General features: G+C 69.0%; 16 protein-coding genes. 12 read left to right on the plus strand and 4 right to left on the minus strand.

The genetic code is table 11. The features are described 5' to 3' along the window. Positions 1–29 precede the first annotated feature (29 nt). Positions 30–1,610: an ABC transporter substrate-binding protein gene (locus tag RKD20_RS35365; protein ID WP_424881259.1), complete on the plus strand. Its 1,581-nt coding sequence runs from the start codon at positions 30–32 to the stop codon at positions 1,608–1,610. Between the two features lie 124 nt (positions 1,611–1,734). Here the strand turns inward: RKD20_RS35365 and RKD20_RS35370 are convergent, their stop codons facing one another. Both RKD20_RS35370 and RKD20_RS35375 read right to left on the minus strand, forming a co-directional pair. Beyond that, the gene (locus RKD20_RS35370; RefSeq protein ID WP_020117730.1) at positions 1,735–2,406 is read right to left on the minus strand and encodes a response regulator; all 672 of its coding nucleotides are present in this window, start codon (positions 2,404–2,406) and stop codon (positions 1,735–1,737) included. Positions 2,407–2,420: 14 nt separating this feature from the next. Further along, positions 2,421–3,287, minus strand: a complete 867-nt coding sequence (locus RKD20_RS35375; RefSeq protein WP_424883393.1) for a RecB family exonuclease — start codon at positions 3,285–3,287, stop codon at positions 2,421–2,423. A gap of 591 nt (positions 3,288–3,878) precedes the next feature. Here RKD20_RS35375 and RKD20_RS35380 point away from each other — a divergent pair. The 3 genes from RKD20_RS35380 (at position 3,879) to RKD20_RS35390 (ending at position 7,162) form a co-directional block, all read left to right on the plus strand. Beyond that, positions 3,879–5,429 carry a site-2 protease family protein gene (locus tag RKD20_RS35380; RefSeq protein ID WP_424881260.1) on the plus strand — a complete coding sequence of 517 codons (1,551 nt, stop codon included), beginning with the start codon at positions 3,879–3,881 and terminating at the stop codon, positions 5,427–5,429. Between the two features lie 38 nt (positions 5,430–5,467). Continuing rightward, entirely contained in the window at positions 5,468–6,370 is a 903-nt protein-coding gene (locus RKD20_RS35385; protein WP_020117726.1) for a tRNA (adenine-N1)-methyltransferase, read from the plus strand. Positions 6,371–6,583: 213 nt separating this feature from the next. Beyond that, positions 6,584–7,162, plus strand: coding sequence for a hypothetical protein (locus RKD20_RS35390; protein WP_424881261.1), 579 nt, complete (start codon positions 6,584–6,586; stop codon positions 7,160–7,162). 57 nt (positions 7,163–7,219) lie between these two features. Here RKD20_RS35390 and RKD20_RS35395 read toward each other — a convergent pair whose 3' ends face one another. After that, positions 7,220–7,525 carry a ferredoxin gene (locus RKD20_RS35395; RefSeq protein ID WP_424881262.1) on the minus strand — a complete coding sequence of 102 codons (306 nt, stop codon included), beginning with the start codon at positions 7,523–7,525 and terminating at the stop codon, positions 7,220–7,222. A gap of 244 nt (positions 7,526–7,769) precedes the next feature. Here RKD20_RS35395 and arc point away from each other — a divergent pair, with 244 nt between their 5' ends. From arc to prcA, 6 genes are all read left to right on the plus strand, one after another. Continuing rightward, on the plus strand, positions 7,770–9,536 hold the full coding sequence (gene arc / locus RKD20_RS35400; protein WP_424881263.1) for a proteasome ATPase: 1,767 nt from the start codon (positions 7,770–7,772) through the stop codon (positions 9,534–9,536). Positions 9,537–9,781: 245 nt separating this feature from the next. Beyond that, a complete protein-coding gene (dop, locus tag RKD20_RS35405) occupies positions 9,782–11,293 on the plus strand; it encodes a depupylase/deamidase Dop (RefSeq protein WP_424881264.1) in 1,512 nt (503 codons plus the stop codon). 155 nt (positions 11,294–11,448) lie between these two features. Further along, positions 11,449–11,667: a ubiquitin-like protein Pup gene (locus RKD20_RS35410; protein ID WP_007380863.1), complete on the plus strand. Its 219-nt coding sequence runs from the start codon at positions 11,449–11,451 to the stop codon at positions 11,665–11,667. A gap of 49 nt (positions 11,668–11,716) precedes the next feature. After that, a complete protein-coding gene (locus tag RKD20_RS35415) occupies positions 11,717–12,322 on the plus strand; it encodes an endonuclease VII domain-containing protein (RefSeq protein WP_424881265.1) in 606 nt (201 codons plus the stop codon). After that, on the plus strand, positions 12,274–13,119 hold the full coding sequence (gene prcB / locus RKD20_RS35420; protein ID WP_329261561.1) for a proteasome subunit beta: 846 nt from the start codon (positions 12,274–12,276) through the stop codon (positions 13,117–13,119). The genes RKD20_RS35415 and prcB overlap by 49 nt, the downstream gene beginning before the upstream one ends. 60 nt (positions 13,120–13,179) lie before the next feature. Beyond that, positions 13,180–13,935 (plus strand): proteasome subunit alpha, encoded by a 756-nt coding sequence (gene prcA, locus RKD20_RS35425; protein WP_359422295.1) that lies wholly within the window; start codon positions 13,180–13,182, stop codon positions 13,933–13,935. Between the two features lie 70 nt (positions 13,936–14,005). On the opposite strand, the gene RKD20_RS35430 is transcribed toward prcA, so the two are convergent. Beyond that, on the minus strand, positions 14,006–15,022 hold the full coding sequence (locus RKD20_RS35430; RefSeq protein ID WP_424881266.1) for a LacI family DNA-binding transcriptional regulator: 1,017 nt from the start codon (positions 15,020–15,022) through the stop codon (positions 14,006–14,008). An 88-nt stretch (positions 15,023–15,110) separates the two neighbouring features. Between RKD20_RS35430 and RKD20_RS35435 the strand changes: the two genes are divergently transcribed. Then, positions 15,111–16,370 (plus strand): MFS transporter, encoded by a 1,260-nt coding sequence (locus RKD20_RS35435; RefSeq protein WP_424881267.1) that lies wholly within the window; start codon positions 15,111–15,113, stop codon positions 16,368–16,370. 9 nt (positions 16,371–16,379) lie between these two features. Further along, positions 16,380–17,741, plus strand: coding sequence for a Pup--protein ligase (gene pafA, locus RKD20_RS35440; RefSeq protein ID WP_020117715.1), 1,362 nt, complete (start codon positions 16,380–16,382; stop codon positions 17,739–17,741). Positions 17,742–17,843: the final 102 nt, after the last annotated feature.

Here is a 17,843-nt window from a genome sequence, read left to right on the forward strand (position 1 = left end):
ACAAGAAACCGACGACAAGGCACTCGCTAGTGAACAAGCGCATCCAGTGGCAGGTCCTGCCGATCATGGCGGGGCTGGCCTCCGGTCTGCTGACCGGCTGCGGCACGGAGTCGGGGGACTCCGGGTCCGGCGGCTCATCCGTGGTCATGGGGATGTCCGACGACGTCCTCGCCACCGACCCGGCCTCCGGCTACGACCCGGGATCCTGGCTGTTGTTCAACAACGTCTTCCAGTCGCTGCTCAGCTTCCCCAAGGGCGGCACGGAACCGGAGCCGGACGCCGCGAAGAGCTGCGAGTTCACCGACACCAAGACCCAGGTGTACGAGTGCACCCTCAAGGACGGCCTCAAGTTCAGCAACGGTGACCCGCTCACCTCCGAGGACGTCAAGTTCTCCTTCGACCGCACGCTGAAGATCAATGACGACGCCGGTCCCGCGATCATGTTCCCGATGCTCGACAAGGTCGAGACCCCGGACGAGAAGACCGTCGTCTTCCGGTTGAACACCCCCGACGCGACCTTCCCCAGCAAGATCGCCTCCGGTGCCGGCTCCATCGTCGACCACTCGCAGTACGACGCCGACGGCCTCCGCAAGGACGGCAAGGCGTTCGGCTCCGGCCCCTACCAGCTCGACTCGTTCGACGACGACCAGGCCGTCTTCTCCGTCAACGAGAGCTACAAGGGCACCGCCGACCCCCAGAACTCCGGCGTCACCCTGAAGTTCTTCCACGGCGACCAGGCCGCCCTGAAGACCGCCCTGACCGACGACAAGGTCGACCTCGCCTACCGCGGTCTGAGCGCGGGCGACATCGCCGACATCGAGAAGGCCTCACCCGACTCCGGCGTCGAGGTCGTCGAGGGCACCAGCGCCGAGGTCCAGCACCTCGTCTTCAACATGAACGACCCGGTCACGGGCAAGCTGGGCGTCCGCAAGGCGATGGCCTACCTGCTCGACCGGGAGGCGCTCATCCACGACGTCTACCAGGGCACCGCGACTCCGCTCTACTCGATCATCCCGGCCGGTATCGCGGGCCACAACACGGCCTTCTTCGACACCTACGGCGCCCAGCCCTCCCGGTCCAAGGCCGCCGCCGCCCTCGCCGACGAGGGCATCACCGGCAAGGTGAAGCTGACCCTGTGGTCGACCCCGTCGCGCTACGGCCCGGCCACCGACCAGGAACTCAAGACGATCGCCCGGCAGCTCAACGCCAGCGGGCTGTTCGACGCCGACGTGAAGTCCGTGGCCTTCGACCAGTACGAGAAGGACATCGCCGCCGGCAAGTACGGCGTGTACGTCAAGGGCTGGGTACCCGACTACCCGGACGCCGACAACTTCACGGCCCCCTTCTTCGGCAAGGGCAACGTGCTGGAGAACAACTACGACAACAACAAGATCACCGGCTCTCTCATCCCCGAGACCGCCGCCCAGCCGGACCGCGCCGCGACGGACGAACCCTTCGGCACGCTCCAGGACCTCGTCGCCAAGGAGGTCCCGGTCCTGCCGGTCTGGCAGGCCAAGCAGTACGCCGTAGTCCGGGACAACGTCTACGGCCTGGAGTACTGCCTCGACGCCTCCACCGTGTTCCGCTTCTGGGAACTCAGCAAGGGCTGATCCGACGGGCCGCCCGCAAGCGCCGATCCGGCGGCCGCACACACGAAGAGGGCGCCCCCCCGTCAGGTGGGGGACGCCCTCTTCGCTCTCGTACCGCTTCGCTCTCGCACCGCCGAGGCGCCCGCTACTGCGCGCCGGGACGCACCAGACCGCTCTCGTACGCGTACACCGCGGCCTGCACCCGGTCCCGCAGCCCGAGCTTGGTCAGCACATGACCGACATGCGTCTTCACGGTGGTCTCGCTGACGAACAGATCGGCGGCGATCTCCGCGTTCGACAGCCCGCGCGCCACCAGCTTCAGCACCTCGACCTCGCGGTCGGTCAGCGTGTGCAGGGTGTCCGGCACCGGCTCGTCACCGGACGGCAGATGCGTGGCGTACTTGTCGAGCAGCCGGCGGGTGATGCTCGGCGCGAGCAGCGCCTCGCCCGCGGCCACCACCCGGATCGCCTGCACGAGCTCGTTGGCCGGGGCGTCCTTGAGCAGGAAGCCGCTGGCTCCCGCCCGCAGCGCCTCCACCACGTACTCGTCGAGGTCGAAGGTGGTCAGCACCAGCACCTTGGCCGGGCCGTCCCGCCCGGGACCGGTGATCTGCCGGGTCGCCTCCACACCGTCCATCCGCGGCATACGGATGTCCATCAGGACCACGTCGGGCTGCAGCGCCCGCACCTGGTCGATGGCCTGAAGGCCGTCTCCGGCCTCGCCCACGACCGCGATGTCCTGCTCGGCCTCCAGAATCATCCGGAACCCGGTACGCAGCAGCGGCTGGTCGTCGACCAGTAGGACGCGGATGGCCACGTGAGTCTCCTTCGCTAGTCCGGCCCCATTCTGCCCTGCTCACTGATCGCGGGCGTCACCGGTAGCGGGTAGGGCGGGGGAGTGCCGCCGAACTCCGGGCAGTGCTCCTGGTGGTCGCACCAGCCGCACAGCTTCGTCGGGCGCGGTCGCCAGTCACCCGACTGCGTGGCCTGCCGGATCGCCTCCCACAGCGCCAGCAGCTTGCGCTCGACACGCTCCAGGTCGGCGCGGACCGGGTCGTACGTCAGGACGTCACCGCTGCCGAGATAGACGAGCTGGAGCCGGCGCGGGATCACGTTCTTCAGTCGCCACACCACCAGGGCGTAGAACTTCATCTGGAACAGCGCGCCCTCGGCGTACTCCGGCCGGGGCGCCTTGCCGGTCTTGTAGTCGACGATCCGCACCTCGCCGGTCGGCGCCACGTCGACCCGGTCGATGATCCCGCGCAGTCGCAGTCCCGAGTCCAGCTCCGCCTCCACGAACAGCTCCCGCTCGGCGGGTTCCAGGCGCGTCGGGTCCTCCAGCGTGAACCACCGCTCGACGAGCCGCTCCGCCTCACCGAGCCACTGCGCCAGCCGCTCGCCGTCCGGGTCGTCGGCGAACAGCTCCACCACCTCCGGCCGGCTCTCCCGAAGCCGGTCCCACTGACCGGGAATCAGCGACTTGGCCGCAGGCGCGGTCCGCTCCCCGGCCGGCGCGTCGAACAGCCGCTCCAGCACCGAGTGCACCAGCGTCCCCCGGGTCGCCGCCGCACTCGGCTTCTCCGGCAGCCGGTCGATCACCCGGAAGCGGTACAGCAGCGGGCACTGCATGAAGTCATTGGCACGAGAGGGCGACAGGGAGGCGGGAGCGACGGGCACCACCGCGGCGGCCTTGGACACCGCACCACCCACCGGGCTGCCCGTCGCCTCGCCCGCGCCGGCCGCGTCTCCACCCTGCCGCCCGTGTGCGATCGCTGTCGGGGCGGTCCCGGGTTCGGCCGGGTTCGACGCGTCACCCGTCACGGACTGCGCCGCGTCGGCCGCTTCGGAAGGCCCCGGGTCCTCGTCGGCCGGGGCCGCGCCGCGCTGACCGTCCGCGACCGTCGTAGGCGCAGTACCGGGCCCAGCCGCCTCCGGCGCCCCCGCCGTCCCGGCCTGCGCAGCGATCACCGCCTCCGGCGTCCCCGCCGTCCCGGCCTGCGCAGCGGTCACCGCCTCCGGCGCCCCCGCCGTCCCGGCCTGCGCAGCGATCACCGCCTCCGGCGTCCCCGCGTCGTCGGCGGCGGCCTCGGTCACGCCCTCCGTGCTCGTCTCCATGACCACAGACCATACGGCCCGCCACTGACAGTGACCCATTCGCGGCTGTGACCGCCGTGGTTCCTGAGGAAACACGGGGGGTGCCGGGGCGGAACGCGCAGCGACCGCCGCATACCATCGACCCGAGACCTTCCGCACGGCAGGCGCGGAGGACGCTTCGAACGAGGGGACATCGTGGACGAGAGCGGCGGGAGCGGGCAGCCGCGGTCCGACACGGACCGGCCGACCAAGCCCCACGCAGGGCCCACGATCCCTGACCCGCACGAGACCGGGAGCCCGGCCGCCGCCCCGTCCCCCGACGGCGCCACCGACCCCGTACGGCAGCCGGCCGCGGACGACAACGCGGCCCAGGACCCGTCGACGTCCGACAGCACCCCCGCACCCGCCGAAGTACCGGCCTCCGGGAGCGAGACCGGTACCGGGGACGAAGAGCATCCGCCCGCCCCCGAGGCCGACACCGGCGAGCACGCCGACCTGCCCCGACCCGAAGCGCCCCGCGAACCCCACACCGCCGACGACCACCGCACCCTCGCCCACTCCGGCGCCCCCAAGAACCCGCCGCCCCAGTCGCCCCAGCCGCGCGGAGGCCTGCTGATGGGCCGTCCCTTCGGCGTGCCCGTCTACGTCGCCCCGAGCTGGTTCCTCGTCGCCGCACTCATCACCTGGGTGTTCGGCGGCCAACTGGACCGCGTGCTCCCGGAACTCGGCGCCGCCCGCTACCTCGTCTCCCTCTTCTTCGCGGTCGCCTTCTACGCCTCCGTGCTCGTCCACGAACTGGCCCACACCGTCGCGGCCCTGCGCTTCAAGCTCCCCGTCCGCCGCATCCAGCTCCAGTTCTTCGGCGGCGTCTCCGAGATCGAGAAGGAGGCCGAGACCCCCGGCCGGGAGTTCGTGCTGGCCTTCGTCGGCCCACTGCTCTCCCTGATCCTCGCCGGCCTCTTCTACGTCGCCATGCAGCCCGTCGAACCCGGCACGGTCCCCGGCGTCCTGCTCGCCGGCCTGATGGTCTCCAACCTCATCGTGGCCGCCTTCAACCTCCTGCCCGGCCTCCCCCTCGACGGTGGCCGCATGCTCCGCGCCGTCGTCTGGAAGATCACCGGCAGGCCCATGAGCGGCACCATCGCCGCCGCCTGGGTCGGCCGCGCCCTCGCCGTCTGCGTCCTCATCGGCCTCCCGCTGCTCACCCAGTCCGGAGCCCTCGGTTCTTCCGCCGAGGACAACGTCGGCATGGACACCGTGATGGACGCCCTGCTCGCCGCGATCCTCGCCGCGATCATCTGGACCGGCGCCGGCAACAGTCTGCGCATGGCCCGACTGCGCGAACACCTCCCCGACCTGCGCGCCCGCACCCTCACCCGCCGCGCGGTCCCCGTCGAGACCGACACCCCCCTCTCGGAGGCCCTGCGCCGCGCCAACGACGCCGGCGCCCGCGCCCTGGTCGTCGTCGACGCCGAGGGCACCCCGCTCTCCCTCGTCCGCGAGGCCGCCATCGTGGGCGTACCGGAGCACCGTCGCCCCTGGGTCGCCGTCAGCGGCCTCGCCCAGGACATCACCGACGGCATGCGCGTCTCCGCCGAGCTCGCGGGGGAGGACCTGCTGGACACCCTCCGCGCGACCCCCGCCACCGAATACCTCGTCGTCGAGGAGACCGGCGAGATCTACGGCGTCCTGTCCGCGGCCGACGTGGAACGCGCCTTCGTGAAGGCCATGGCCAGACCGTCCTAGTGGTCGGCGGCCCCTCCGCGGACCGGTAGGCTGTTCACATGTCCGAACCGACCGGTGCCGCCCGCAGGCGCGGGCCCTTCAAGGTCGGGGACCAGGTTCAGCTGACCGACCCCAAGGGCCGCCACTACACGTTCACGCTCGAAGAGGGAAAGAACTTCCACACCCACAAGGGTTCCTTTCCTCACGACGAGCTGATCGGCGCACCCGAGGGCAGCGTTGTCCGCACCACCGGTAACGTCGCCTATCTCGCGCTGCGCCCCCTGCTCCCCGACTACGTCCTGTCCATGCCCCGCGGCGCCGCCGTGGTCTACCCCAAGGACGCGGGGCAGATCCTCGCCTTCGCCGACATCTTCCCCGGCGCCCGCGTCGTGGAGGCCGGGGTCGGCTCCGGCTCGCTCAGCAGCTTCCTGCTGCGCGCCATCGGCGACCAGGGCATGCTGCACAGCTACGAGCGCCGCGAGGACTTCGCCGAGATCGCCCAGCAGAACGTGGAGCGCTACTTCGGCGGCCCGCACCCCGCCTGGCAGCTCACCGTCGGCGACCTCCAGGACAACCTGTCCGACGCCGACGTCGACCGCGTCATCCTCGACATGCTCGCCCCCTGGGAGTGCCTGGAGGCCGTCTCCAAGGCGCTCGTCCCCGGCGGCATCCTGTGCTGCTACGTCGCCACCACCACCCAGCTCGCCCGGACCGTGGAGTCCATCCGCGAGATCGGCTCCTTCAACGAGCCGACCTCCTGGGAGTCGATGATCCGCAACTGGCACGTGGAGGGCCTGGCCGTCCGCCCGGACCACCGCATGATCGGCCACACCGGCTTCCTGCTCACCGCCCGTCGCCTCGCCGACGGCGTCGAGCCGCCCATGCGCCGCCGCCGCCCCGCCAAGGGTGCCTACGGCGAGGACTACACCGGCCCCAACGCCGACGGCGGCTCCGGCCGCTGAGACGGCCCCGTGCCGCAATCAACGAAGAGGCGTCGGGGTGGAGTTCCCGCAGACCAGAGGAACTCCACCCCGACGCCTTCGTGTTGAGGGAACGGCAGAAAACGCCCCCAGGGGAACCTGGACAAGTACCCACCCCGCCGTTCCCCCCACCTGTGACGTGTGGCACCATGCTGGCCACCCCCACCGGCACAGCCCTCACAGGAGACGCTCCGAGTGCAGCAATCCGCCGTCCCGGAACTGGCACACACGCACACCCGCCCGATCCACTGGGTCGCCACCGCCACCGCCGTGGCGGGAGTCGTGGCCCTCTCCTCGGTCCTGCAGCCCCACACCGCGACGGCGGCGCAGGCAGCCGGCCCCGAGGGCAGAACCGCCCCGGTGGTCACTACGGCGCCCGACCCCGCGGCCGTCCACTTCCCGATCGACTGCGGCCCGGTCAAGGCGAAGGTGCAGAAGCGGGTCTCCGGAGACCTCGACGGCGACGGACGGCCGGAAACAGTCGTCGTGGTGCACTGCGACGCCCCCATGGGCACCCCGCCCGACGCCGTCTACGTCATCACACACGCGAAGGGCACCGGTGAACCCCGGGTCGTCGCCACCCTGCTGAGCCCGAAGACCCGCAACACCGTCACCGACTTCACGCTGAGCGACGGCGCCGTCCTCGCGACCCTGCTCGGCTACTCCACGTCCGACGTACCCAGTTGCTGTCCGGACGTGACGGACAAGGCGAAGTGGCAGTGGAAGGACGGCGCGTTCGTCCGCTCGACCCCCGCGGGCACGCACACCGTCTGACCGAGGCGATCACATCTGTGAGAAATCAGACAGCGGTCACACGGGGTGGCTCTCCGGTCACTCTGCGTCCGGGCCGTAGATCTCGACGCTGTCCGAAACTCGCCGTACGTGGATGCAGTCGCCCGGACACTCCTTCGCGGAGTCGACCACATCGGTGAGGAGCGGCAGCGGTACGGGCGTTGTGGCGCCCTTGTCCTGCAGAAGCTCGTCGTCCGGGCCCTTCACGTAGGCCAGACCGTCGATGTCCAGCTCGAACACCTCCGGCGCGTACTGGGCACAGATACCGTCACCGGTACAGAGGTCCTGATCGATCCAGACCTCCAGGGTCTCGCCGCCGGCCCCGACCTCCTGCTGCACTCTCATCTCTCCTGCCGTTTATGTGCCTAGCTGGACGGGAATCCGGCCAGCTCTGGCGGGTGTTGAACACTTCGACCCTACCTTCGGCAGCTTTCCAATCTTGTTCGGTGGGTATTCCCCTGGCGTGAGGGAGAGCGCAAGGGTGAAGATCGGACACACCTCTACCGTCTTTGTGATCTAGGGGTTTCAATCGACACCCACCCAGGTAGGGTCTGGAAGCGTCCAGCTCCCCTTGGAGGAGGTGAGGACCGTGGCAGCCCACGACGACGACATGAACCGCGGCATCCGCCCGGGACGAGGGTCCGACGACCCGTCCGGGCAGATTGCCTACCTTGAGCAGGAGATCGCCGTCCTGCGACGCAAGCTCGCCGACTCTCCGCGACACACGAGGATTCTCGAAGAGCGGATCGTCGAGCTGCAGACCAACCTGGCCGGCGTGTCCGCCCAGAACGAGCGACTCGCCAACACGCTCCGTGAGGCCCGCGACCAGATCGTGGCCCTCAAGGAGGAGGTCGACCGGCTCGCACAGCCACCGGCCGGCTTCGGCGTCTTCCTCGAAGCGAACGAGGACGGCACCGCCGACATCTTCACCGGCGGCCGCAAGCTGCGGGTGAACGTCAGCCCCAGCGTCGAACTCGAAGAGCTCCGGCGCGGCCAGGAAGTGATGCTCAACGAAGCTCTCAACGTGGTCGAGGCCATGAAGTACGAGAGTGTCGGCGACATCGTCACCCTCAAGGAGATCCTCGAGGACGGCGAGCGCGCCCTCGTGCAGGGGCACACCGACGAGGAACGGGTGGTACGGCTCGCCGAGCCACTGCTGGACGTCACCATCCGTCCCGGCGACGCCCTGCTGCTCGAACCGCGCTCCGGCTACGTCTACGAGGTCGTGCCCAAGAGCGAGGTCGAGGAACTCGTCCTCGAAGAGGTCCCCGACATCGGCTACGAGCAGATCGGCGGACTCGGCGGCCAGATCGAGGCCATCCGGGACGCCGTGGAGCTCCCGTACCTCTACCCGGACCTGTTCAAGGAGCACGAACTGCGCCCGCCCAAGGGCGTCCTGCTCTACGGACCCCCCGGATGCGGCAAGACGCTCATCGCCAAGGCGGTCGCCAACTCGCTGGCCAAGAAGGTCGCCGAGGTCACCGGCCAGGCCACCGGCAAGAGCTTCTTCCTCAACATCAAGGGCCCCGAGCTCCTCAACAAGTACGTCGGCGAGACCGAGCGGCAGATCCGCCTCGTCTTCCAGCGTGCCCGTGAGAAGGCCAGCGAGGGCACCCCCGTCATCGTCTTCTTCGACGAGATGGAATCCCTCTTCCGCACCCGCGGCTCCGGCGTCAGCTCCGACGTCGAGAACACCATCGTCCCGCAGCTCCTCGCCGAGATCGACGGCGTCGAAGGCCTGCAGAACGTGGTCGTCATCGGTGCCTCCAACCGCGAGGACATGATCGACCCCGCCATCCTGCGCCCCGGCCGCCTCGACGTGAAGATCAAGATCGAGCGGCCGGACGCCGAAGCCGCCAAGGACATCTTCGGCAAGTACCTCACCGAGCGCCTCCCGCTGCACTCCGACGACCTCGGAGAGCACAGCGGCAGCCGGTCCACCACCGTCCAGAGCATGATCCAGACGGCTGTGGAACACATGTACGCCGAATCCGAGGAAAACCGCTTCCTGGAAGTCACCTACGCCAACGGAGACAAGGAAGTCCTCTACTTCAAGGACTTCAACTCCGGCGCCATGATCGAGAACATCGTCGGCCGCGCCAAGAAGATGGCGATCAAGGACTTCCTCGACCACAACTCCAAGGGCCTTCGGGTCTCCCACCTCCTCCAGGCCTGCGTGGACGAGTTCAAGGAGAACGAGGACCTGCCCAACACCACCAACCCGGACGACTGGGCCCGCATCTCCGGCAAGAAGGGCGAGCGGATCGTCTACATCCGTACCCTCATCACCGGAAAGCAGGGCGCCGACACCGGACGCTCCATCGACACGGTGGCGAACACCGGTCAGTACCTGTAAAGACAGGGCGGCTGCGGGTGCCCTCACCGGGGTACCCGCAGCCGACTGTTTTTCAGGCAACTAACCGGAACAAAGGCGAGCAAGGCAATGACGCAAATGATCTCCCCACCAGCGCAGAGCCGTTCTAGGCTCTTCGGTACCGCCGAGTCGCGCAGTGCGGGGACGGGCACCGCACACGCACCGGAGCGCCAGCGGTACTTGAGCGCCGCCCCCGACCGAGGGCGCCGCCGGGCAAGGAGGGCCGCATGACCGTACGGCGAGTAATGGGCATCGAGACGGAGTACGGGATCTCCGTCCCCGGCCACCCCAACGCCAATGCCATGCTCACCTCATCCCAGATCGTCAACGCCTACGCGGCGGCGATGCACCGGGCCCGCCGGGCCCGCTGGGACTTCGAGGAGGAGAATCCGCTGCGGGACGCGCGGGGCTTCGACCTCGCCCGCGAAGCCGCCGACTCCAGCCAGCTCACCGACGAGGACATCGGCCTCGCCAACGTCATCCTCACCAACGGCGCACGGCTCTACGTCGACCACGCACACCCCGAATACAGCTCCCCCGAGGTGACCAACCCCCGCGACGCCGTCCTCTGGGACAAGGCCGGCGAACGCATCATGGCCGAAGCCGCCGAACGGGCCGCCCAGCTCCCCGGCGCCCAGCCCATCCACCTCTACAAGAACAACACCGACAACAAGGGCGCCTCCTACGGCACGCACGAGAACTACCTGATGAAGCGGGAAACCCCCTTCTCGGACATCGTGCGCCACCTCACGCCCTTCTTCGTATCCCGCCAGGTCGTCACCGGCGCCGGCCGCGTCGGCATCGGCCAGGACGGCCACGAACACGGCTTCCAGCTCAGCCAGCGCGCCGACTACTTCGAGGTCGAGGTCGGCCTGGAGACCACCCTCAAGCGACCCATCATCAACACCCGCGACGAGCCCCACGCCGACGCCGAGAAGTACCGCCGCCTCCACGTGATCATCGGCGACGCCAACCTCTCGGAGATCTCGACCTACCTCAAGCTCGGCACGACAGCCCTGGTCCTGTCCATGATCGAGGACGGCTTCATCGCCGTCGACCTGGCCGTCGACCAGCCCGTCCGCACTCTCCACCAGGTCTCCCACGACCCGACGCTCCAGCGCCTGGTCACCCTCCGCAGCGGCCGCACACTCACCGCGGTCCAGCTCCAGATGGAGTACTACGAGCTCGCCCGCAAGTACGTCGAGGAACGCTACGGCGCCGACGCGGACGACCAGACCAAGGACGTCCTGTCCCGCTGGGAGGACACCCTCAACCGCCTGGAACACGACCCCATGAGCCTCGCCGGCGAGCTCGACTGGGTCGCCAAGCGGGAGCTCATGGAGGGCTACCGGCGCCGCGACGGCCTCGACTGGGACGCCGCCAAGCTGCACCTCCTCGACCTCCAGTACGCCGACGTACGGGCCGACAAGGGCCTCTACAACCGTCTCGCGGCCCGCGGACGCATCAAGCGCCTCCTCGACGAGAACGAGGTCGAGAGGGCCCGCACCAAGCCCCCGGAGGACACCCGCGCGTACTTCCGCGGCCGCTGCCTGGAGCAGTACGCCGACGACGTCGCCGCGGCCTCCTGGGACTCGGTGATCTTCGACCTCCCGGGCAGGGACTCGCTCCAGCGGGTCCCAACCCTCGAACCGCTTCGCGGAACGCGAAATCACGTCAAGGAGCTCCTGGACCGCTGTCGCACGGCAGAAGACCTGGTCAGGGTCTTGTCGGGCAACTGAACGGAGACCCGGGCCGGGTCGTCCCGCAGGGTGGAAAACCCGGCCAGAGGGAATCATCGAGATGGCCCCCGTACGTTGTAGGAACTGCGGGGCCGATGTCAGACCCTGCTTGTAGGGTCTGATCAAGAACGTCGAACCGAGCGGGGTGAGGGGTTATGGCGACCAAGGACACCGGCGGCGGACAGCAGAAGGCCACACGCAACACCGAGGAGGTCGAGGAGCAGACTGCGGAGACGCAGGGTTCCGAGGACCTCAAGGAGCGCCAGGAGAAGCTGAGTGACGACGTGGACTCCGTCCTGGACGAGATCGACGATGTACTCGAGGAAAATGCCGAGGACTTCGTGCGCTCCTTCGTGCAAAAAGGCGGCGAGTAAAGGTCGATTGGCTACTTTGCCTTCGTTTTGAAGGTTGCGGGGGATATGGGTGGCCGAGGAGCCGATCAGCAAGGAATGCCGCAAATGCAGGCGGGATCTGTCTGTCGCGGCTTTTGCGCGGGACAAGAACCGGCGTGACGGCCTCCAGGTGCACTGTCGGGAGTGCGTGGCGCAGTACAGCGCCACGCACTCCCGGCGGCGCCGGGAGGCCATGGGTAAGTCGGTTCGGGAACACGTGGATGTCCCGGACGGACACAAGCTCTGCCGCACGTGCGGCGAAGTGAAGCCGCACAGCGACTGGCATCGGAATTCCACCGCATCCGATGGCCTGTCTACACGCTGTAAGGCCTGTCGGGCAGTCCAGGGGCGGCAAGACCATCTCAAGCGCGAGTACGGCCTCACCGAAGCCGAGCGGGACGAGATGGTCGCCTCTCAGATGGGGCTGTGCGTGATCTGTCTGAAGGCTCCGGCCGTGCATGTGGATCATTGCCACAAGACGGGTAGGGTCCGAGGCGTACTGTGCTTCAACTGCAATTCGGCCATCGGCAAGTTGGGAGACGATCCCGACGCCGTCCGTCGGGCCGCCGCTTACCTGGAAGGAATCGCGTGGAAGCCAACACTCGTAGCACCGGGCGTCTACCAGCTGCCTTCCTGACGCCTGGGTCGTCGTCCTTCATGGACTTCCTGTCCGAGCACCAGCCGGAGATGCTGCCGGGCAACCGGCAACTGCCGCCCATGCAGGGTGTGATCGAGGCGCCGCACGGCACCACGATCGTGGCGGTCACCTTCCCCGGTGGTGTCGTGCTCGCCGGTGACCGTCGCGCCACGATGGGCAATGTCATCGCTCAGCGGGACATCGAGAAGGTGTTCCCGGCCGACGAGTACTCGGCCGTCGGGATCGCCGGCACCGCCGGTCTTGCCGTGGAGATGGTGAAGCTGTTCCAGCTGGAGCTGGAGCACTTCGAGAAGGTCGAGGGCGCCCAGCTGTCGCTGGAGGGCAAGGCGAACCGGCTGTCCACCATGATCCGTTCCAACCTCGGCATGGCGATGCAGGGGCTGGCCGTGGTGCCGCTGTTCGCGGGGTACGACGTGGACCGGGAGAGGGGGCGGATCTTCTCCTACGACGTCACCGGCGGCCGTTCCGAGGAGCACAACTTCGCCGCCACCGGGTCGGGCTCGGTCTTCGCGCGCGGTGCCATGAAGAAGCTCTTCCGCGGCGACCTGACCGAGGAGCAGGCCACCACTCTCGTGGTGCAGGCCCTGTACGACGCGGCTGACGACGACTCGGCGACCGGTGGTCCCGATGTCGCCCGCCGGATCTACCCGATCGTCACCGTGATCACCGAGGACGGCTTCCGTCGGCTCACCGACGAGGAGTCCTCCGAGATCGCCCGTTCGATTCTCGAGCGGCGGCTTGAGCAGCCCGACGGCCCGCGGGCCGCGCTGCTGTAGGCGTTTCCCGTCTTGGTCAAGGTGATCGCAGTGACTTCCACAGAAAGGGACGGATAACCGGTGTCGACGCCGTTCTATGTCTCCCCCCAGCAGGCGATGGCCGACCGGGCGGAGTACGCCCGCAAGGGCATCGCCCGTGGTCGCAGCCTGGTCGTGCTGCAGTATGCCGACGGCATCGTGTTCGTCGGCGAGAATCCGTCCCGTGCGCTGCACAAGTTCAGCGAGATCTACGACCGGATCGGCTTCGCGGCCGCCGGCAAGTACAACGAGTACGAGAACCTGCGCATCGGCGGCGTTCGGTATGCCGACCTGCGGGGTTACACCTACGACCGTGACGACGTGACCGCCCGCGGTCTCGCCAACGTGTACGCCCAGACGCTGGGCACGATCTTCTCCTCGGCCGGTGAGAAGCCGTACGAGGTGGAGCTGGTCGTGGCCGAGGTCGGTGAGACGCCGGACGGGGACCAGATCTACCGGCTGCCGCACGACGGTTCCATCGTGGACGAGCACGGCTCGGTCGCGGTGGGCGGCAACGCCGAGACGATCAGCAGCTATCTGGACCAGCGTCACCAGGACGGGATGAGCCTGGCGGAGGCGCTGAAGCTGGCCGTGCAGGCGCTGTCCCGGGACACGAACGGCAGTGAGCGGGAGATCCCGGCGGAGCGGCTGGAGGTCGCGGTGCTGGACCGTACGCGTCCGCAGCAGCGCAAGTTCAAGCGCATCGTGGGGCGTCAGCTCGGTCGGTTGCTGGAGGCCGGCGGTGCGTCCACCGAGGCGGAGAGCTCGGACGAGGCTGAGGGCTCCGACGAGGAGTAGCCCGTTCTGCCCCGCCTGACCGTTTCCCTTTCTGTGCCCCGGCCGATCACCAGGTCGGGGCACAGGGCGTTCAGGAGGGGCTGGGCGGGGCCGTGGAGCCTCGTACGACCAACTCGACGGGGATGTCTCCAGCGTCGGGTGCACGGCCCTCCAGGACGGCGAGGAGGGCTTGCATGCCGCGTTCGCCGAACAGTTCGGCGTCCAGTCGTACGGTCGTCAGCTCGGGGTCGAGGGCGGTGGCGAGGGCGAGGTCGTCCAGGCCGGTGACGGAGATGTCGTCCGGGACGCGCAGGCCGAGTCGTCGTACGGCCTTGTAGGCGCCGGCGGCGAGCTTGTCGTCGTCGCAGACGAGGGCGGTGGGGCGGGGGCCGGGAGCGGCGAGGGCGGCTTCGGCGGCGGTCAGGGCGCCGTCGATCGAGATGGGCGCGTGGGCGGTGCGTACGGAGGTGCCGGGGACCGCGGCCAGCCGTGCGGCCAGTTCACGCGCGCGTACCTCGAAGGTCCAGGAGGGCACGTCGGCGGCGAGGTGCAGGAAGCGGCGGTGTCCGAGCCCCAGGAGGTGGGCGGCGACCTGGCGGACGCCGTCGGTGATGTCGAGGTTGACGGTGGCGGCGCCGAGGCTGCCGGAGGGGTCGCTGTCGAGCATGACGAGGGGGAGCTGGTCGCCGCGGATGGCGGTGAGGGCGTCGGCGGCCATGGAGGAGGCGATGACGCCGTCGAGGGCGGCCTGGGCGGAGGCGAAGGGGTCGCGGGCGGGGCCGATGCCCTCGGGGGAGGGGTACAGGACGACGCCGAAGCCGTGGTCGGCGGCGACGCGCGCGGCGCCGGTATAGACGCCGGCGAAGAACTCGGTCGTGAGGGCGGGGACGACGAGGAGGACGGTGCGGGTGTGGCCGAGGCGGAGGTTGCGGGCGGCGAGGTTGGGCCGGTAGCCGAGGTCGCGGGCGGCTTCCCGGACGCGTTCGGCGGTGGTCTCGGAGACGCGGCCGCGCCATTTGTCGCCGAGGACGAGGGAGACGGCGGCCTGGGACACGCCGGCCGCCTGGGCGACGTCGCGGCTGGTCGGTCGCGTGCTGCTGCGTGCCACCGTGGGTCCGCTCCTTCGTCTGGACGTCCGAACAGCGCACATGGTACGTATGGGAGTCGACGTTATACGTATTACTTGGAGGCGGGACATGGCCGCGGGATACCTGGAGATCCTCAGGGCGAGGCATGCGGCGCGCCTGCTGACGGGGACGCTGGTGGGCCGGCTGCCCAACGCCACCGCGGCGATCGCGATCGTGCTGTTCGTCCGGGCGCAGGGCGGTACGTACAGCCTCGCCGGGGCTCTGGCGGCCGTCTACGGGGTCGCCAACGCCGTGGGGCAGCCTGTGCTCGGGCGCCTCGTCGACCTGCACGGCCAGCCTCGTGTGCAGCTCCCGTCCGCCGTGCTGTCGGCCCTCGCGATGGCCGTGTTCGCCTTCAACGGCACCGAGCCGCTCCCGCTCGCCTACGCGGCCGTGGCGGCCGCGGGGCTTTTCACGCCGCCGCTGGAGGGAGGCCTGCGGGCGCTGTGGCCGAGCGTGCTGCGCCGGGAGGACCAGGTGCACACGGCGTACGCCATGGACGCGGTGGCGCAGGAAATCATGTTCACCGTGGGGCCGTTGCTGGTGACGCTGTGCGTGTCGCTGTGGTCGGCGCAGGCGGCGCTGGTGGTGCTGAACGTCATCGGGGTCCTCGGGGCGCTCTCGGTCGTCGTGTCGCCGCCCTCGCGCGCGTGGCGCTCCGGGCCGCGTGAGGCTCACTGGCTCGGTGCGCTGCGCTCGCCGGGACTCCTGGCGCTACTGGGCGCGTTCCTGTTCGTCGGGATCGCGCTGGGGTCCATCACGGTCGCCTCCGTGCCGTACGCGGACGAGCACGGTGGGGACGCGGTGTACGGCTGGCTGATGGCCGGGATCGGTCTCGGGGCGCTGGTGGGCGGCACGGTGTACGGGGCGCGGCAGTGGGCCGGTGAGCCCGCGCGGCGACTGCAGGTCCTGGTGGGCTTTCTGGCGGTGTGTTACCTGCCGCTGACGCTGGTGCCGGGCGCGGTCGCCATGACGCTGCTGACGGTCCTCGCGGGTGTGTTCCTGGCGCCCGTGATCGCCTGCGCTTTCGTGCTGGTCGACCGGCACGCGCCGGCCGGGACGGTCACCGAGGCCTTCTCCTGGATCGTGACGACGTTCACGGTGGGCGCCTCGGTCGGAACGGGGCTCGCGGGACCGGTCGTCGAGGGTGGCGGAGCCGTGTGGGGCTTCGCCGTGCCGGCTGTCGCGGGGGGTGTGTCGCTGGTGGTTCTGCTGGTCACGGGAGGCGTCCTGTCAGCTCCCGTGGGGCGGGCGGTGGTTGCGGCTTCATCGGAAAATGATCCAAACCGTGCTGCCGAACCCCGTTTCAGCTCGGGGGATCGGGCGTAATGTTCACTCATGGACCGCCGCATTTTCGGGCTGGAGAACGAGTACGGCGTCACGTGTACGTTCAGGGGACAGCGACGCCTGTCTCCCGACGAGGTGGCGCGGTACCTCTTCCGCCGTGTCGTGTCATGGGGCCGCAGCAGCAATGTCTTTCTGCGAAACGGCGCACGCCTCTATCTCGACGTGGGCTCACATCCGGAATACGCGACACCCGAATGTGACAACGTGACCGAACTGGTCACCCACGACAAAGCGGGCGAGCGCATTCTCGAAGGACTCCTGGTGGACGCCGAACGACGCCTGCACGAGGAAGGAATCGCGGGCGACGTCTACCTCTTCAAGAACAACACGGACTCGGCCGGTAACTCCTACGGCTGCCACGAGAACTATCTCGTCGCCCGCCACGGGGAGTTCTCCCGGCTCGCGGACATTCTCATTCCGTTCCTCGTCACCAGGCAGCTTCTCTGCGGTGCCGGCAAGGTGCTGCAGACCCCGCGGGGCGCGGTGTACTGCGTCAGCCAGCGGGCCGAGCACATCTGGGAGGGCGTCTCCTCGGCGACGACCCGCTCCCGGCCGATCATCAACACCCGGGACGAACCGCACGCCGACGCCGAGCGCTACCGCCGCCTGCACGTCATCGTGGGCGACTCGAACATGTCCGAGACGACCATGCTGCTGAAGGTCGGCGCGACCGACCTGGTGCTGCGCATGATCGAGGCGGGCACCGTGATGCGCGACCTGACCCTGGAGAACCCGATCCGGGCGATCCGCGAGGTCAGCCACGACATCACCGGCCGGCGCAAGGTGCGTCTGGCCAGCGGTCGCGAGGCCTCCGCGCTGGAGGTGCAGCGCGAGTACTACGAGAAGGCCGTGGACTTCGTCGAGCGGCGCGGGATCCGCACCGGCACCGTCGACCAGGTCCTGGAGCTGTGGGGCCGGACGCTGGACGCGATCGAGGCGGAGGACCTCGACCGGATCGGCACCGAGATCGACTGGGTCATGAAGTACAAGCTCATCGAGCGGTACCGGGCCAAGCACAACATGACCATGTCCCACCCGCGGGTCGCGCAGATAGACCTCGCGTATCACGACATCCACCGCCGTCGTGGGCTGTACTACCTTCTGGAGAGGAAGGGGCAAGCCGCCCGTATCTGCAACGACTTGAAGATCTTCGAGGGCAAGTCCGTTCCGCCCCAGACCACTCGGGCGCGGCTGCGCGGTGACTTCATCCGCAGGGCCCAGGAACAGCGCCGGGACTTCACCGTCGACTGGGTCCACCTCAAGCTCAACGACCAGGCGCAGCGCACGGTGTTGTGCAAGGACCCGTTCCGATCGGTCGACGACAGGGTCGAGAAACTGATCGCCGGAATGTGAGCAAAGCGTTCCGGATCAGCGCCGGAACGCAACACGGGCGCCGTACGTTTCCCGTACGGCGCCCTTCTCACGCCGTAGAGTTGCGCGCACGCCATCAACAAG

Origin of the sequence: Streptomyces sp. SLBN-8D4 (assembly GCF_049739545.1) — a bacterium.
GTDB lineage: Bacteria > Actinomycetota > Actinomycetes > Streptomycetales > Streptomycetaceae > Streptomyces > Streptomyces canus_C.

Excerpts from the sequence above, each read along its gene's own strand:
- RKD20_RS35385 (WP_020117726.1), top strand. The coding sequence starts at position 5,468 with ATGTCCGAACCGACCGGTGCCGCCCGCAGGCGCGGGCCCTTCAAGGTC.
- RKD20_RS35395 (WP_424881262.1), bottom strand. The coding sequence starts at position 7,525 with ATGAGAGTGCAGCAGGAGGTCGGGGCCGGCGGCGAGACCCTGGAGGTC.
- dop (WP_424881264.1), top strand. The coding sequence starts at position 9,782 with ATGACCGTACGGCGAGTAATGGGCATCGAGACGGAGTACGGGATCTCC.
- RKD20_RS35410 (WP_007380863.1), top strand. The coding sequence starts at position 11,449 with ATGGCGACCAAGGACACCGGCGGCGGACAGCAGAAGGCCACACGCAAC.
- RKD20_RS35435 (WP_424881267.1), top strand. The coding sequence starts at position 15,111 with ATGGCCGCGGGATACCTGGAGATCCTCAGGGCGAGGCATGCGGCGCGC.
- pafA (WP_020117715.1), top strand. The coding sequence starts at position 16,380 with ATGGACCGCCGCATTTTCGGGCTGGAGAACGAGTACGGCGTCACGTGT.